15 protein-coding genes are annotated in these 13,506 nt (G+C 41.7%); 11 read left to right on the top strand and 4 right to left on the bottom strand.

From position 1 onward, the window contains the following. Positions 1-8: 8 nt before the first annotated feature. From arsJ to ACAX20_RS00365, 3 genes are all read right to left on the bottom strand, one after another. Positions 9-1,211 (bottom strand): organoarsenical effux MFS transporter ArsJ, encoded by a 1,203-nt coding sequence (gene arsJ / locus ACAX20_RS00375; protein ID WP_371187575.1) that lies wholly within the window; start codon positions 1,209-1,211, stop codon positions 9-11. Between the two features lie 43 nt (positions 1,212-1,254). Continuing rightward, positions 1,255-2,262: an ArsJ-associated glyceraldehyde-3-phosphate dehydrogenase gene (locus tag ACAX20_RS00370; protein WP_371187573.1), complete on the bottom strand. Its 1,008-nt coding sequence runs from the start codon at positions 2,260-2,262 to the stop codon at positions 1,255-1,257. 78 nt (positions 2,263-2,340) lie between these two features. Next, positions 2,341-2,679: a metalloregulator ArsR/SmtB family transcription factor gene (locus ACAX20_RS00365; RefSeq protein WP_371187571.1), complete on the bottom strand. Its 339-nt coding sequence runs from the start codon at positions 2,677-2,679 to the stop codon at positions 2,341-2,343. Between the two features lie 321 nt (positions 2,680-3,000). On the opposite strand from ACAX20_RS00365, the gene ACAX20_RS00360 reads away from it, so the two are divergent. The 8 genes from ACAX20_RS00360 to ACAX20_RS00325 all read left to right on the top strand — a co-directional run bounded on the left by ACAX20_RS00360 (position 3,001) and on the right by ACAX20_RS00325 (position 9,721). Beyond that, positions 3,001-3,261 (top strand): VF530 family DNA-binding protein, encoded by a 261-nt coding sequence (locus tag ACAX20_RS00360; RefSeq protein ID WP_371187569.1) that lies wholly within the window; start codon positions 3,001-3,003, stop codon positions 3,259-3,261. Between the two features lie 138 nt (positions 3,262-3,399). Beyond that, entirely contained in the window at positions 3,400-3,714 is a 315-nt protein-coding gene (locus tag ACAX20_RS00355) for a TraR/DksA C4-type zinc finger protein (protein ID WP_371187567.1), read from the top strand. Positions 3,715-3,756: 42 nt separating this feature from the next. Then, positions 3,757-4,002: a YdcH family protein gene (locus ACAX20_RS00350; RefSeq protein ID WP_371187565.1), complete on the top strand. Its 246-nt coding sequence runs from the start codon at positions 3,757-3,759 to the stop codon at positions 4,000-4,002. Between the two features lie 184 nt (positions 4,003-4,186). Beyond that, complete coding sequence (locus tag ACAX20_RS00345) at positions 4,187-5,620, top strand: capsule assembly Wzi family protein (protein WP_371187563.1); 1,434 nt, start codon at positions 4,187-4,189, stop codon at positions 5,618-5,620. Positions 5,621-6,069: 449 nt separating this feature from the next. Further along, positions 6,070-6,654 (top strand): YhgN family NAAT transporter, encoded by a 585-nt coding sequence (locus ACAX20_RS00340; RefSeq protein ID WP_371187561.1) that lies wholly within the window; start codon positions 6,070-6,072, stop codon positions 6,652-6,654. Positions 6,655-6,834: 180 nt separating this feature from the next. Further along, positions 6,835-8,718, top strand: coding sequence for a hypothetical protein (locus ACAX20_RS00335; protein WP_371187559.1), 1,884 nt, complete (start codon positions 6,835-6,837; stop codon positions 8,716-8,718). A gap of 90 nt (positions 8,719-8,808) precedes the next feature. Further along, a complete protein-coding gene (locus ACAX20_RS00330; RefSeq protein WP_371187557.1) occupies positions 8,809-9,408 on the top strand; it encodes a YjaG family protein in 600 nt (199 codons plus the stop codon). Between the two features lie 97 nt (positions 9,409-9,505). Then, positions 9,506-9,721, top strand: coding sequence for a dodecin (locus ACAX20_RS00325; RefSeq protein ID WP_371187556.1), 216 nt, complete (start codon positions 9,506-9,508; stop codon positions 9,719-9,721). Positions 9,722-9,731: 10 nt separating this feature from the next. On the opposite strand, the gene rsmD is transcribed toward ACAX20_RS00325, so the two are convergent. Next, positions 9,732-10,322, bottom strand: a complete 591-nt coding sequence (rsmD, locus tag ACAX20_RS00320; protein ID WP_371187554.1) for a 16S rRNA (guanine(966)-N(2))-methyltransferase RsmD — start codon at positions 10,320-10,322, stop codon at positions 9,732-9,734. 197 nt (positions 10,323-10,519) lie between these two features. Here rsmD and ftsY point away from each other — a divergent pair, with 197 nt between their 5' ends. The 3 genes from ftsY to ftsX are packed head-to-tail and all read left to right on the top strand — an operon-like array spanning position 10,520 to position 13,461. Further along, positions 10,520-11,749 (top strand): signal recognition particle-docking protein FtsY, encoded by a 1,230-nt coding sequence (ftsY, locus tag ACAX20_RS00315; RefSeq protein ID WP_371187552.1) that lies wholly within the window; start codon positions 10,520-10,522, stop codon positions 11,747-11,749. A gap of 52 nt (positions 11,750-11,801) precedes the next feature. After that, complete coding sequence (gene ftsE, locus ACAX20_RS00310) at positions 11,802-12,494, top strand: cell division ATP-binding protein FtsE (RefSeq protein ID WP_371187551.1); 693 nt, start codon at positions 11,802-11,804, stop codon at positions 12,492-12,494. Continuing rightward, complete coding sequence (ftsX, locus tag ACAX20_RS00305) at positions 12,487-13,461, top strand: permease-like cell division protein FtsX (protein WP_371189536.1); 975 nt, start codon at positions 12,487-12,489, stop codon at positions 13,459-13,461. The genes ftsE and ftsX overlap by 8 nt, the downstream gene beginning before the upstream one ends. Positions 13,462-13,506: the final 45 nt, after the last annotated feature.

Below are 13,506 nucleotides of genomic sequence, written 5' to 3'. Positions count from 1 at the left end.
AGAAATTCCTAATTATGCGGCAATTTTTTTGAGATCAAGGCGGCAATAAAGATAAAGCCAGCAGAAACCCACAAACACGTCGCCATGCCATAAGCTTGATATAGCCAACCGGACAATATCGTGCCAAGTAGGCGCCCCATTGCATTGGCCATGTAATAAAAACCAACGTCTAGAGATACCCCGTCACTATCAGCATAGCTGACAATTAAATAGCTATGTAACGACGAATTTATGGCAAACAAAGCGCCAAAGGCTAACAGCCCGGCCAACAAACTTACTTGAATATAAACATTTGCCTGCATTGCGATAGCAATTACCATCGGGATTAAAGCTAATGCTAATGCCCAACTGACTGCTGCAGAGCCATTGGGTATTTTACCTTGCTTTTTACCCGTGAAATATGGGGCTATCGACTGCACAATGCCATAGCCGATGACCCACGTTGCCATAAAGGCGCCAACTTCCCATGGATCCCAAGCAAATGTCGCGGCTAAATATACCGGCAGCGCTACAACAAACCAGACATCACGGGCACCAAATAGAAACATCCGCGCAGCTGAGAGCATGTTAATAGCCCGACTCTTCGATAAAATTTCTTTAAATTTCGGCTTGTTTTTTGCCCTACCTAAATCATTTTTCAAAGCGTACAGACTTAACAGCCAAACCAGTAACAGCATCACTAGCATAATGACTATCGCACCTTGGAATTGGAACAACGACAGCAACACGCTGCCTAAGAAAAAACCAATTCCTTTTAAGGCATTTTTAGAGCCGGTTAAAATCGCAACCCACTTATATAAAGTGCTCTCCTCACCCTTGGGTACCAATAGTTTTATGGCACTTTTGGCACTCATTTTATTAAGGTCTTTAGCGATACCTGATAATGCTTGGGCTAGCATTACATAGCCAACAGACAACCAGTCACTTGATACGGTTAACATTGCTAGTGCGACAAGTTGCAACCCCAAACCAATATTCATGGTTCGATTCAATCCTAACCGTGCGCCTAACCAGCCACCAAGTAAATTGGTGACAACGCCAAAAGCCTCATAAAATAAAAACAATAAGGCAATTTGTAGCGGAGCAAAGCCAAGTTGATGAAAATGCAACACAATGAGCATCCGCAGAGCACCGTCGGTTAGGGTGAATGCCCAATAATTGCCCGTGATTAACAAGTACTGTCGCACTTGTGCTGATGCATTGCTCAACATAATACGATTAATTCCTACACCTTTGGCCGTTTGCTGTATGCCGTCACTTATCGCTTAAGCCGACTTTTCGAGCTAACTCAGCTGTACGGTTCGCATAACCCCACTCGTTGTCATACCAAGCATAGATTTTCAGCTGGGTACCATTTATCACCATGGTCGATTGCGCATCAATTACCGACGAACGAGGATCCGTTTTGTAATCAATCGATACCAGCGGGCGAGACTCAAAACCTAGGATTCCCTGCAATTGATTGTCTGCCGCCTCTTTTAAAACAGTATTAACTTGCTCTGCGGTGACCTTTTGCTGCAATTCAAACACACAATCGGTTAATGAGGCATTGGCCAATGGCACTCGCACCGCATGACCATTTAAGCGACCTTTTAATTCCGGAAAAATATGGGTGATAGCCGTTGCCGAGCCAGTTGTTGTCGGAATTAAACTCATGCCACAAGCTCGTGCGCGGCGTAAGTCTTGATGCGGCGCATCTAAAATCGTTTGTGTATTGGTAATATCATGAATCGTGGTCATTGAGCCGTGCTCAATACCAAACGTTTCATGAATCACTTTAACCACTGGCGCTAAGCAGTTTGTGGTACAACTCGCTGCTGTGACGATAGAGTGCTCGTCTTTATTATACAGATGGTCATTCACACCCATGACCACATTTAACACACCATCTTCTTTCACTGGTGCCGTTACAACGACACGTTTTACGCCTTGATCAAGATAAGCTTGCAATAAAGCCTTGGTCTTCATTTTGCCACTCGCTTCAATGACGACATCACAACCAGACCAATCGGTATCGGCAATTGCGCTATTCATCGTACATGGAATAATCCGACCATTTATTAGCATGTTATTAGCATCACTTGTTGCTTGGTGATGCCAAATACCGTGCACCGAATCAAAATTAAGCAGATGTGCGAGAGTCTCAGCGTTACCAGCTGGATCATTTATTTGCACGATCTCAACCTCTGGCCAATCAAATGCTGCACGCATACTTAAACGGCCCATTCGACCAAAACCATTAATACCAATTTTTATCGTCATGTTAATTACCTTATACCTATCTCGCTAGATATCATTGACGCTATCGATACGATTACCAATAGAAGTCGTTTCACTATATTATGAACAATTACTTTCTGGGGGATTTTGCATAGCCCGTAACTGATGTTGAGCACTAATAATCAACTCATTATTGTTGAGCTCTGTCGTCTGTAACACCTGATGACACCAATCAGGTAACGATGAATTAAGACGGTAATATACCCACTGCTTTTGTTTGCGATCGCAAAGTAAACCAGCTTGTTTTAATAACGCTAAGTGCCTCGATATTTTAGGTTGGCTATAATTCAGTGCCGTAACTAACTCACATACACACAACTCATTTTCTTCGACTAATAACAACAAAATAATCAGCCGAGTTTCGTCAGCAAGCGCCTTATAAAAATCAATCGGGTTCATAGCATCCTCACATATGGGAATTATTATATATGGTTATTCGTATATAATGAAGTTTACAGAAGCTTAGCCTGTAAAGCGCAAATCTTGCACGTTCGAGTAAACACTAGGTTTGATCTCAATATCACCTTTGTGCGTAAAAATAGACATAAAGACGATACTGTTATGCTCCAATCCGTTAGTGATAACCCAAATATAAGCAGTTGTGTCGCGTTGTCCGGTATATGGAGTTGCCGGGCTTTTTTATGGGGTTTAATGAACATCGCTCAAATATCCTAGGTATGGTAAGATACAAGTTCGACTAACAGCTTTGAAAACAGACCTATGCAACATCAGCCCTACAATCCTTTGCACGGTATCACCCTTAAAACAATCGTCACCGAACTAGTAGAACACTTTGGTTTTGAGCAATTAGCTTCTTTTGTCGATATTCGTTGTTTCAAACATGATCCAAGCATAAAGTCTAGCTTAGCTTTTTTACGCAAAACCCCTTGGGCACGCGACAAAGTCGAACAGTTATACATCAAATACCGTCATCAAATACAGCAAGCGCAACAGGATAGTGATGAACGCAATGACGGTTAATACTGCACTCCTGTTTCATAAATTTCCTGCCCAGATAGTTTTTATCCAATAACGACTAAGTTGAGCCAGATCAACATGCAAATATCAATTTTGGTTACCCTGTAGTTATTCAATCAATTTGCAACGACAGGTCTACACATGGTTGTAGCGCAATTACAAAAAACCTTAATGGCTAAACAGCAAGAGCTTAAGCGTCGCCTAGAAGATATCAGTAATGATGTAACCACAGAGCGCGACCAACGCTTTAATGATCACGATGATGAATGTCGCAGCCGCCAAAGTCTTCAAGAGATTTACCAACAGACTCAATTGCAGCTACAAAAAATTGAAGACACTCTTGCCCTTTTGCAAACAGAACAACACGGCATTTGTTGCCAATGCGGTTTAGCTATCGATGAGCAGCGCTTAGCTACCATGCCTTCTGTGAAAACCTGTATTCAATGCGCACGATAAATCACTGTAATAATTTTATAAATAACGTCATAGGAAAATATTATGATCATCGCTAAACACGACTTACATCACGAGTTTCCAGAGTATAAAGACGAGATTCGTACTCTAAAAATGACCAACAATCATTTTGCGCGTATTTTTAAGGAATACCATGAGTTGAATCAGCAAGTCGTTCGTATCGAAGAAGGTGTTGAAAACACCAGTGATGAATACTTAGAAAACTTAAAGAAACAGCGCCTGCATCATAAAGACGAATTGTTCAGTATGATAAAAAAACTCAGCAATTAAAACGATTATACTCCTGCAACAACAGCGCTAGAATAACACATGTCCTAGCGCTGCTTTTTCTTTAGTGAACTGTATAACGTAATTTAAGCTACGCCTAAACCTTCGCCAAAACACAATGCCTAACTTGGTAATTAATCAATAACAAGCTAGAATATTCGCGAATTGAATTAATGGAATATTTATTGTGTTATTGCGCTCGATTTACCTAGCCATCTTACTTTGCTTAACACCAGCAGTCTTAGCTAAAGGTGTCTCACCATACTTACCACTAAAACTTGATGCAGCTATTGAAATTGAAATAGAACGCTTGGTTAGCATTAGTAAATTACCGGCACTTAGTAAGCCTTATCACGTTACAACTATTAATCAATATTTGGCAAAGGTGAAGGATACTCACCCACATTTGTATCAGCGATTGTCAACTTACATGGAACGGTATAAGACGCCAGCAGGTATCACCCATTTATCGGCAGAGCTAACGATTGCTGACGATAACGATGTCATCATCCCTAACTCCCGAGGTCAACAGATTGATGACGCTTACCGCTTAACTGCTACAGGATTTCTTCAAGCGAACTCGTACTTCGCGGTTAACCTCGGTGGCACACATTATGAGAGTGGAGGCTTTATGCCTCACGGGACCTACCTTTCTGCGGGTTGGGATGTTTTCCAAGTCGATATAGGTTATCGTGAGCATTGGCTTGCCCCCCATCATGAAGGAGCTTTAGTGCTGACAACGCAAGCAAAGCCTGTGTTAATGGCCACCTTCAGTAATTCGAAGTTAATTACCGATTGGAATATAAAATATGAATTGTCGGTGGGTATATTAGATGAAATGGATAACATCGCCTACGATGGGCAAAGATACTCGGGTGAGCCGGGCTTTTTAACCATGCACCTAAGTTTTCAGCCTTTCGATTGGTGGACTCTTGGCGGCAATCGGGCTCTAATGTTTGGTGGCGGTGAACGGAGTGTCACGTTAAGCGATGTTTGGCAAGCCATCATAGACCCTGTAAATAGTGATAATTGCGGCGGTTCTGGTACCGAATTGCAAGACTGTAAAGAAGAAGTTGGTAATCAGATCGCTTCAATTACCAGTAAATTTGATTTCTCCTTATGGAATTATCCTATTAGCCTTTTTGCCGAATATGGTGGCGAAGATACAGGGAAGTATAGCAATTACAGGTTTGGTAATATTGGCCAAAACTACGGTATTTTCTTACCTTATGTTACCGAATCAACTTCTCTAAATATTGAATGGAGTAAGTTCCACAGTGCATGGTATGTTCATGGCATTTATGGTGAGGGTTTTAGTAACGACGGCAATGAAATGGGACACTGGTGGGGTGATAATAAAACCCAAGGAGATCGTTCACCAGGCGAAGCGATAAGCACTAAACTTGCATGGGATAATCATCAAGACTTGTATGTTATTGCAACATATCGCACTGCAACATACGACACAGAGACCAATAGTATGCTGTCGCAGCGCTCTCATGAAATTGATCTTGAACTAAACTACCAATTAAATAAAGCAATGTTAGGCATTAACCTATATGCTGGGCGAGATAACGCAGGTGAGGATTTTATTAGTACCCGTGTCTCTTATTTTTGGTAACGATGCAGTACTGTAAGTAACTTTAATCAAATGAATATGGATAGCCGTTTTAAGCACTCGGCTATCCTGTCCCCCCCAAAAAATCAAGTACATCTCCCATAGCAAGCATCAAGCTACTGTAAAAACAACATTCGCGTGAACAATGGAAAGATAAAGCTAATGAATTACTGCTATCTCAGTTTCATGGGGAAGCCTCAATGCAGACAAAATTACCCACACAGCCAAATCAACCATTATTAATTTAGGTTGCCTCTTCAATCCTTATAGTCAAAATCAATATCTACGCCAGCAGTAACCGAAAATAACAGCATCAACGTGTGTCTAGCCATTACTTTAATAAATGCCCTATTAACCTAGCTAACATCGTATGCCTACTATTTACCGACTAAACTTATCGATAAATTCTGCTATGGTTAAAAGTAGTAATAACAGTTACATAAAGTACCCTCATGGATATCTTAACTGCCGCAGTTACCCTATTTTTAATCATGGATCCGCTAGGCAATCTCCCCATATTCATCTCTGTACTAAAAGGCATTGATGAAAAACGTCAGCGACTTATTTTAATTCGAGAGTTATTATTTGCTCTCATCATTATGCTGTTTTTTCTTTATGCAGGGCAAAGCATCCTCGATTTCCTTCATTTGCGTCAAGAATCGGTATCGATTGCGGGAGGGATTATCCTATTTTTAATCGCCGTGAAAATGATCTTTCCTGTTCATGGCTCTGTTAGCGGAATGCCTGAAGGCGAAGAGCCCTTTCTTGTACCTCTTGCGGTTCCATTGGTCGCCGGGCCTTCCATTTTAGCCGCATTAATTTTAATGGCTAACCAAGATCCCAATAGAATGCTTGACTGGACTGTGGCACTCATTATTGCCTGGTTTGTAAGCGCCGTTATCTTATTTTTCTCTCGACTGTTTCAACAGTTATTGGGCATTCGAGGTTTAGTTGCTATGGAGCGTCTAATGGGGATGATCTTGGTGATGATTGCCGTACAAATGTTGCTTGATGGCATTGCTCAATACCTGCGCTGATAAGCCAAATTCAGCGATAACACCGATAAGACAGCGAAAAACACAGCTAAACATCGTTTTTATCAACATAACCAACAACATAAAGCAACTATAGACTTTTTAAAAAATGAGAAACGTGGTTAAATAAAAAAATTACTATGTTCTGTTTGGCAACAACAATAATAAGCGACAGGGTCACCTATGAGTAAGTCGGTAATAAATCAAGAAATGGAAGAATATTTACAGCAACTCGCTGGTGATATTTTTGTGCAACTTGAAGACAAATTTAATCAATTAACGCAAAAGATTACAGACAATGCCGAGCAAGAAAAACAACAAGCTCTATTGCAACAGAAGCAAGAGCTCGATAAAAAATATAACTTAGTTCATGAGAAACTAAGTCAGTCAAAGCTAGACTCTGTTAATCTAAAATACAGCGAAATAGAACAGCTCAAGAAAAAGCTACTGCACAGCGAAACTCGATTTAAAAAGCTGCAGGAGCAAATGCTGCAATTTAAGACCCACCTTAAAATCAAATTGCGTGAGGAAGAATCTCGCAATGAAGAGTTACGGCTAACCAAGCAAAATAGAGAAATGTTGCAATCGCAACTCACTCCGCTTACTGAAGAAAACAAAAATCTGCACAAGCAAGCACAGGAGTATACTCACCAATTAAGCCAACTTGAACGACAATATGAAGAATTAAAACAGAGTCGCGATCATAAAATTGCCGAACTAACCAAACTCAGCAAATCTGAATCGGCCACCTTAGCAACGCTGCAATTAGAGCAACAACAGTGGCAAACAGATAAGCAACAACTCATACAGCAAGAGCAAGCACTGCTGCAACAAGTTGAGCAATTAAAACAACAAGTAGAAGAGCAATCTAAACAACACCAAAGTGCGGTTGCCAAGCAGAAAAAACAACATCAGCAAAAATTGAAAAACCTTGAGAAAGCGGTAGGTTCAAGCAGTACTGTAATCCAAGAACTGGAACAAAGGCTGGCGACTAGTGAAGACAATAGTCGACAGCAAGCACTACAACTGACGTCATTAACAGAGTCACTGCAAGCGGCTCAGCAAGATAATAAAAAACTCAGCAGAGAAAAACTAGCCATCGAGAAAAAACTCCAAAGTGACGTGAATAAACTCACCGCCCAACACCAAAAGCAACAACAAAAACTGGAGCTTAAAATCAGTGAGTATGATCAGTCCGCTAGCAATAGCCAGACACAAATTAAACAGTTATCTCAGCAACTCGAACGTTATAAATCATCTGCAGAACAATCTCAGGCAGAGCTTAAAAAATTAAAGCAAACATTGTCGGCTGAACAGCAACATACGGTGTCAGTAGAAAAGCAATATAAACAGCAACTGCATGATGCAACGGTGCCATTATCTGAACGAATTGAAAAGCTGCAGCAACAATTGGACCAGTCAAATCAGGAAAACCTGTCGATAAACAAGCAAAAATCTGACTTAGAGAAAAGTTTACATAAGCAGCAGCAAGGCATAGCGAGTCTTGAAGCACAGTATGAAACGCTCGAAAAACAGCTTGAAGCAGCGCGCAACAGCAAAGAACAAGAAAAAGCCGACCTGATCGATGATTTTAAGCAGCAACTCAGCTCGGTACAGCAGCAAGGTGATACGATACAACGCGACTTGCAACACCGTGTGGATACACTAAGCGAGCAACTAGCACACGAAAAACAAAGGTTGAGTAAACTACAAAAAGCATCTGATGACACCATAGCAACATTGAATCAAAAGCTGGATGCATTACAACTGCAGCTAGATAGCAAACGCAAAGATCATGCAAATGATCAGCAAGCATTGCAAAAAGTGCAACAACAACTGCAACAAGAGCGACAAAAATCAGCGGATTTCTTCGAGAAAAACGCGAATCTACGGGCTAAGCAAGATGCCAGTGACGAACAAATTCGTGCCACGCTAAAAGCCTTGCGAGACGAAAATTACGAACTGAAGAAGCGCATTGATGACGAACTTGGCGAGTTACAGAATCAACTAACCGAGTATCGCCTCAAGTTTGAATATGCACAGAAGCAATTAACAGCCAGTGCTTAATCGCAAGATTTACTAGCAAAGCTAATACAAAATTGCGCTATAATTAGCGCAATTTTTTTGCCATATAACATAACCTCGATAGGCAATAATGTGAAAAAACACTTAACTGAACGCGATTTAACAATGTGGCAGCAAACAGCATTAGCCGCCGCTATGTTAGAACGCATGCTACCAAATTATAAAATGTTTAGTGATGCAGCTAACTTTGGTGACTATAGCGTATTGCGAAATCAACTGGACTTAATTTGGCAACGTTTAAGCCAAGGCAAAGTCAAAATCAATTACGAAGCACAATTAGAAAAGCTCGAAGACGTTATTCCGGATGTTGATGACTTTGATTTTTTTGGTGTTCATCCCGCACTCGATGTATGTATGGCACTCGGATCATTATTACAAGGCATGCAAGAAAATGACGCTAAAATAATCGGCAATGTCAGCTTACTATCAAAAGGTAGTGTTAGTTATTATCTGGAAATATTGCTCGCCAGTGAGCAAGCTGACAATGATGAAATCGTCATTCAACAACAAGATATTGATAATCACCCGTTGATGCAATGGGAGCTTGAGAGTAAACGTGAGCTCGTTACGTTTTTAGCAAAAGCCAAAGAGAACCAGCAAACGTGTCAACAACTAAAGCAAATGGCCCTTACAGAAGGGATGTCAAACTTGGGGATCGAGATCGACCGCTAAAACAATCACCGCATATTGTAAGCAAATAGCGTATTTTTAGCTAAGCTTTTCAGTATACCACTTGGTTTAACCTTGGTTTACTGAAAGGAGCTTAGCTATGTCTGAACATCACACTTACAAAAAGCTTGAAATTGTCGGTTCTTCACCCACGTCGATTGAAGATGCCATTGAAAACGCCTTGGCTGAGTGTAACAAAACCGTTGCCAATATGAACTGGTTTGAAGTTGTCGAAACTCGCGGCCATATTGTCGATGGTAAAGTCGCACACTATCAAGTCACGATCAAAGTTGGCTTTAGATTAAGATACAGCTAAACCAAACCAGTTATTCAGCAACGCGATATAAGCGGTAGGTCACTTGGCCTGCCACTTTCTCTTTCAACTGACGCCAATTAGGCGGCATAGGTAAGTTGCTTTTATCACTTTCAACCTCTACGTACACTAGCGCCTTTGAATTCAGTAGCTGCTTCTGCTGCAATAGCGCGATCGTCTTTTCTGCTAAGCCTTGGCGAAATGGCGGGTCAATAAAAACAACATCAAAACGATTACCTTCACTTGCTAATAATTGCAAGCAATCGCCTTGGCGGATACTTGCATTGCTAGCATTGAGTTGCTGGATATTCGTTTGCAGTTGTTTACTTGCTCCCTTATCTAGCTCATAAAAACTCACATGCTCAGCCCCTCGAGATAACGCTTCAAAGCCGAGGCCACCCGAACCTGCGTAACAATCTAAGCAGTGCGCGCCGGCGATATCGAACATCAGCCAATTAAACACGGTTTCCTTAACGCGATCAGTGGTAGGTCGCAAACCTTGGTGATCAAGTACCGGCAATTTTCGACCACGATACTTACCTGCAATAATACGCACTTGCCCCGAAGTGCTCGGTGCTTTCGCTAAATTACGTTTTTTTGCCATGAACTTTCTAAATTTCCTGCGAATATCTATGTTGCTGGTTTTTCAGCGTGAAGGTTGATGATATTATATGCACATTCCACTAACCTTGTGCGCTATCATAGCAAGTTACCAATGAAAATTCTGTAAAATGACCGCTCTTGCGGTTAATCTGCAGCAGTTTAATGCGATGGCACAGCAACGATTATAAAACGAATTCTATGGCAAAGAAGAAAGGCCTTTTTGGCTGGTTTAAAAAAGATAAGCAGCAACGCGACGACAACGTTAGCGAGCAAAATCAACAATCTCAACAAGAGTCTGCATCTGCTGACATCATTGACCAGCCGTCATCTCAACCGGCTTCCGTTAGTGATGAATCGACTGTGATCGATATAGCGCCATCTTCTGATGCTGATGACATAGCAAAGGAAAGTGAAGAACAAGCTCCAGAAAATGTCAACGAGTCACATACTGACGACGTAAATTCAACGGCTAGAGAAGAAAATGCAGGGCCGCCAGTAGTTGCCAAGAAGCCTGGATTCTTTGCCCGTTTAAAACAAGGGTTAAGTAAAACACGTGCTAATTTAGGTGGCGGAATTTTTGATTTATTCCGCAATAAAAAAATCGATGACGAGTTATTTGAAGAGTTAGAAACACAATTGCTCCTTGCCGATGTTGGTGTAGACACCACCATGCGCATCATCGACTCGCTGACAGAAAAAGCCAGCCGAGCCCAATTACAAGATGGCGAAGCCTTGTATGATTTACTGAAGCAAGAAATGGCTGACATCTTGGCAAAGGTTGCCAGCGATGAGCCTGCCATGAACGAAGGGCCACATGTTATTTTAATGGTCGGTGTTAATGGTGTTGGCAAAACCACAACCATAGGTAAATTAGCGAAGCAATTCCAAGCGCAAGGTAAGTCAGTGATGTTGGCTGCTGGTGACACCTTCCGGGCAGCAGCGGTAGAACAGCTACAAGTGTGGGGAGAGCGCAATGATATCCCAGTTGTAGCCCAGCATACCGGCGCAGACAGTGCCTCGGTTATTTTCGATGCAATCAATTCGGCAAAGAGCAAAGGTGTTGATATCTTGATCGCCGATACCGCCGGTCGCCTACAAAACAAATCACACTTAATGGAAGAATTGAAAAAAGTCGTGCGGGTAATGAAGAAGCTTGATGTTCACGCGCCGCATCAGGTAATGCTCACAATCGATGCTGGCACGGGACAAAACGCGGTTAGCCAAACCCAATTATTTAATGAAGCAGTGCCACTAACGGGCATTAATATCACTAAATTAGATGGCACAGCAAAAGGTGGGGTAGTATTTGCGTTAGCTGATAAATTCCAATTACCTATCCGTTATTTAGGGGTGGGCGAGGGCATCGACGACCTACGACCATTTAATGACACAGAGTTTATTGATGCCTTGTTTGCCAAACAAGATTAATCAGGTTAACGTGAAGCATCACGATACGGTTTATCAAAAATAATAATTAACTATGATCCGCTTTAACGCTGTAAACAAGACGTACCCAGGTGGCTTTAGTGCGCTAAAAAATATCAACTTTTCTCTCGACAAAGGAGAAATGGTATTTTTAACTGGCCACTCTGGTGCGGGTAAAAGTACCTTACTAAAATTAATCAGCGTTATGGAAAAACCGACCTCTGGTCGGGTATATATAAATAACCGCGATGTCTCTAATATTGCTTATCGGCAAATACCTTACATGCGCCGCAATATCGGTATGATCTTTCAAAATCATAACTTGCTTACCGATCGCACCGTATTCGATAACGTTGCCTTGCCCTTAGTCATCGAAAATCAAAGCCTAAGCGAAATCAAAAAAAGGGTGCATGTCGCGCTTGATAAGGTGGGCTTGGGTAACAAAAGTAAATGCTACCCATACATGCTCTCTGGGGGCGAACAACAGCGCGTTGGTATTGCCCGCGCCATCGTTAATAAACCCCCCATCATTCTTGCCGATGAACCAACAGGAAACCTTGATCCTAAGCTATCTTGGGACATCCTCAAATTGTTTGAAGAATTTAATTCGGTTGGGGTTAGCGTGCTTATCGCAACGCATGACTTAGGGCTTATTGCGCGCATGAAATATCGCACGTTAACGTTAAAAGACGGACGAATGATTACCGACGGTATTAACGATAGCGTTGAAGGGGATAATGATGAGTAAAGATCATAATCAATTTCGCGATCGTTCAAGGTTTTCATTAACCGCTCTAGTAATGCTACCGATACGTCATTTACAACAAGCTATAGCAAGTTTGGGTAACTTATGGCGCACACCTATGGCCTCGATCATGACCATATTAGTGCTTGGCATAAGCTTAGCGTTGCCTGCTACCTTGCATTTATTTAGCAAAAATGCGCAGCAAATAACGACAAACTGGGATTCTGCGGCACAAATTAACGTTTTCCTAAAATTGGACACCAATGACAAAGCGGCACAGAATATTGTTAGTCGAATTCGCTTATATCCAGAGGTAAAGTCAGTTAATTTTATTAGTTCGGAGCAAGCACTTGAAGAATTTAAAGCGTTATCGGGTTTTGGTAAAGCGCTAGCTTATCTGGACAGTAACCCACTACCGGCAACGCTGATTGTTACCCCGACCGAACGTAACAGCCAACCCAATGCTGCAAAGCAATTGCTAACCAAAATTGAAAAAGAGCGTGAAGTCGCACAAGCAAAACTGGACTTAGAGTGGCTAACGCGTTTACAAGCAATGATGACTTTGATACAAGACATTGTCGCTTCATTAGCGCTGTTACTGAGTCTGTCTGTCGTGCTCATTATTGGCAATACCATCCGCTTAGCCATTCTTAACCAAAAAAATACCATCAGTGTTATGAAAATGGTCGGTGCTACAGATGCTTTCATTCAACGTCCTTTTATGTACACGGGTTTTTGGTACGGCTTGTTTGGTGGGCTATTGTCAGCGCTCACAGCATCAGGGTTAGCTGCTTATTTAAATATTGCCATTATCGACGTTGCGCAACTTTACGATAGCCAATTTACCTTACAAACGCTGACCTTTAGTGACAATATACTGCTGATCTTGACGGCAATTATTCTTGGTTTATTGGGCAGTTATATCTCGGTACGCAAACACATACGTGATATTGAACCGAGCGCAGAATAACCTGTCTAATCTACAAGTTGCCGTTGATGGAATGTGAATTTCAAC

The sequence above is a fragment of the Thalassotalea sp. Sam97 genome, assembly GCF_041379765.1.
GTDB lineage: Bacteria > Pseudomonadota > Gammaproteobacteria > Enterobacterales > Alteromonadaceae > Thalassotalea_A > Thalassotalea_A maritima.
This window is presented reverse-complemented; position numbering and strand designations above follow the sequence as displayed.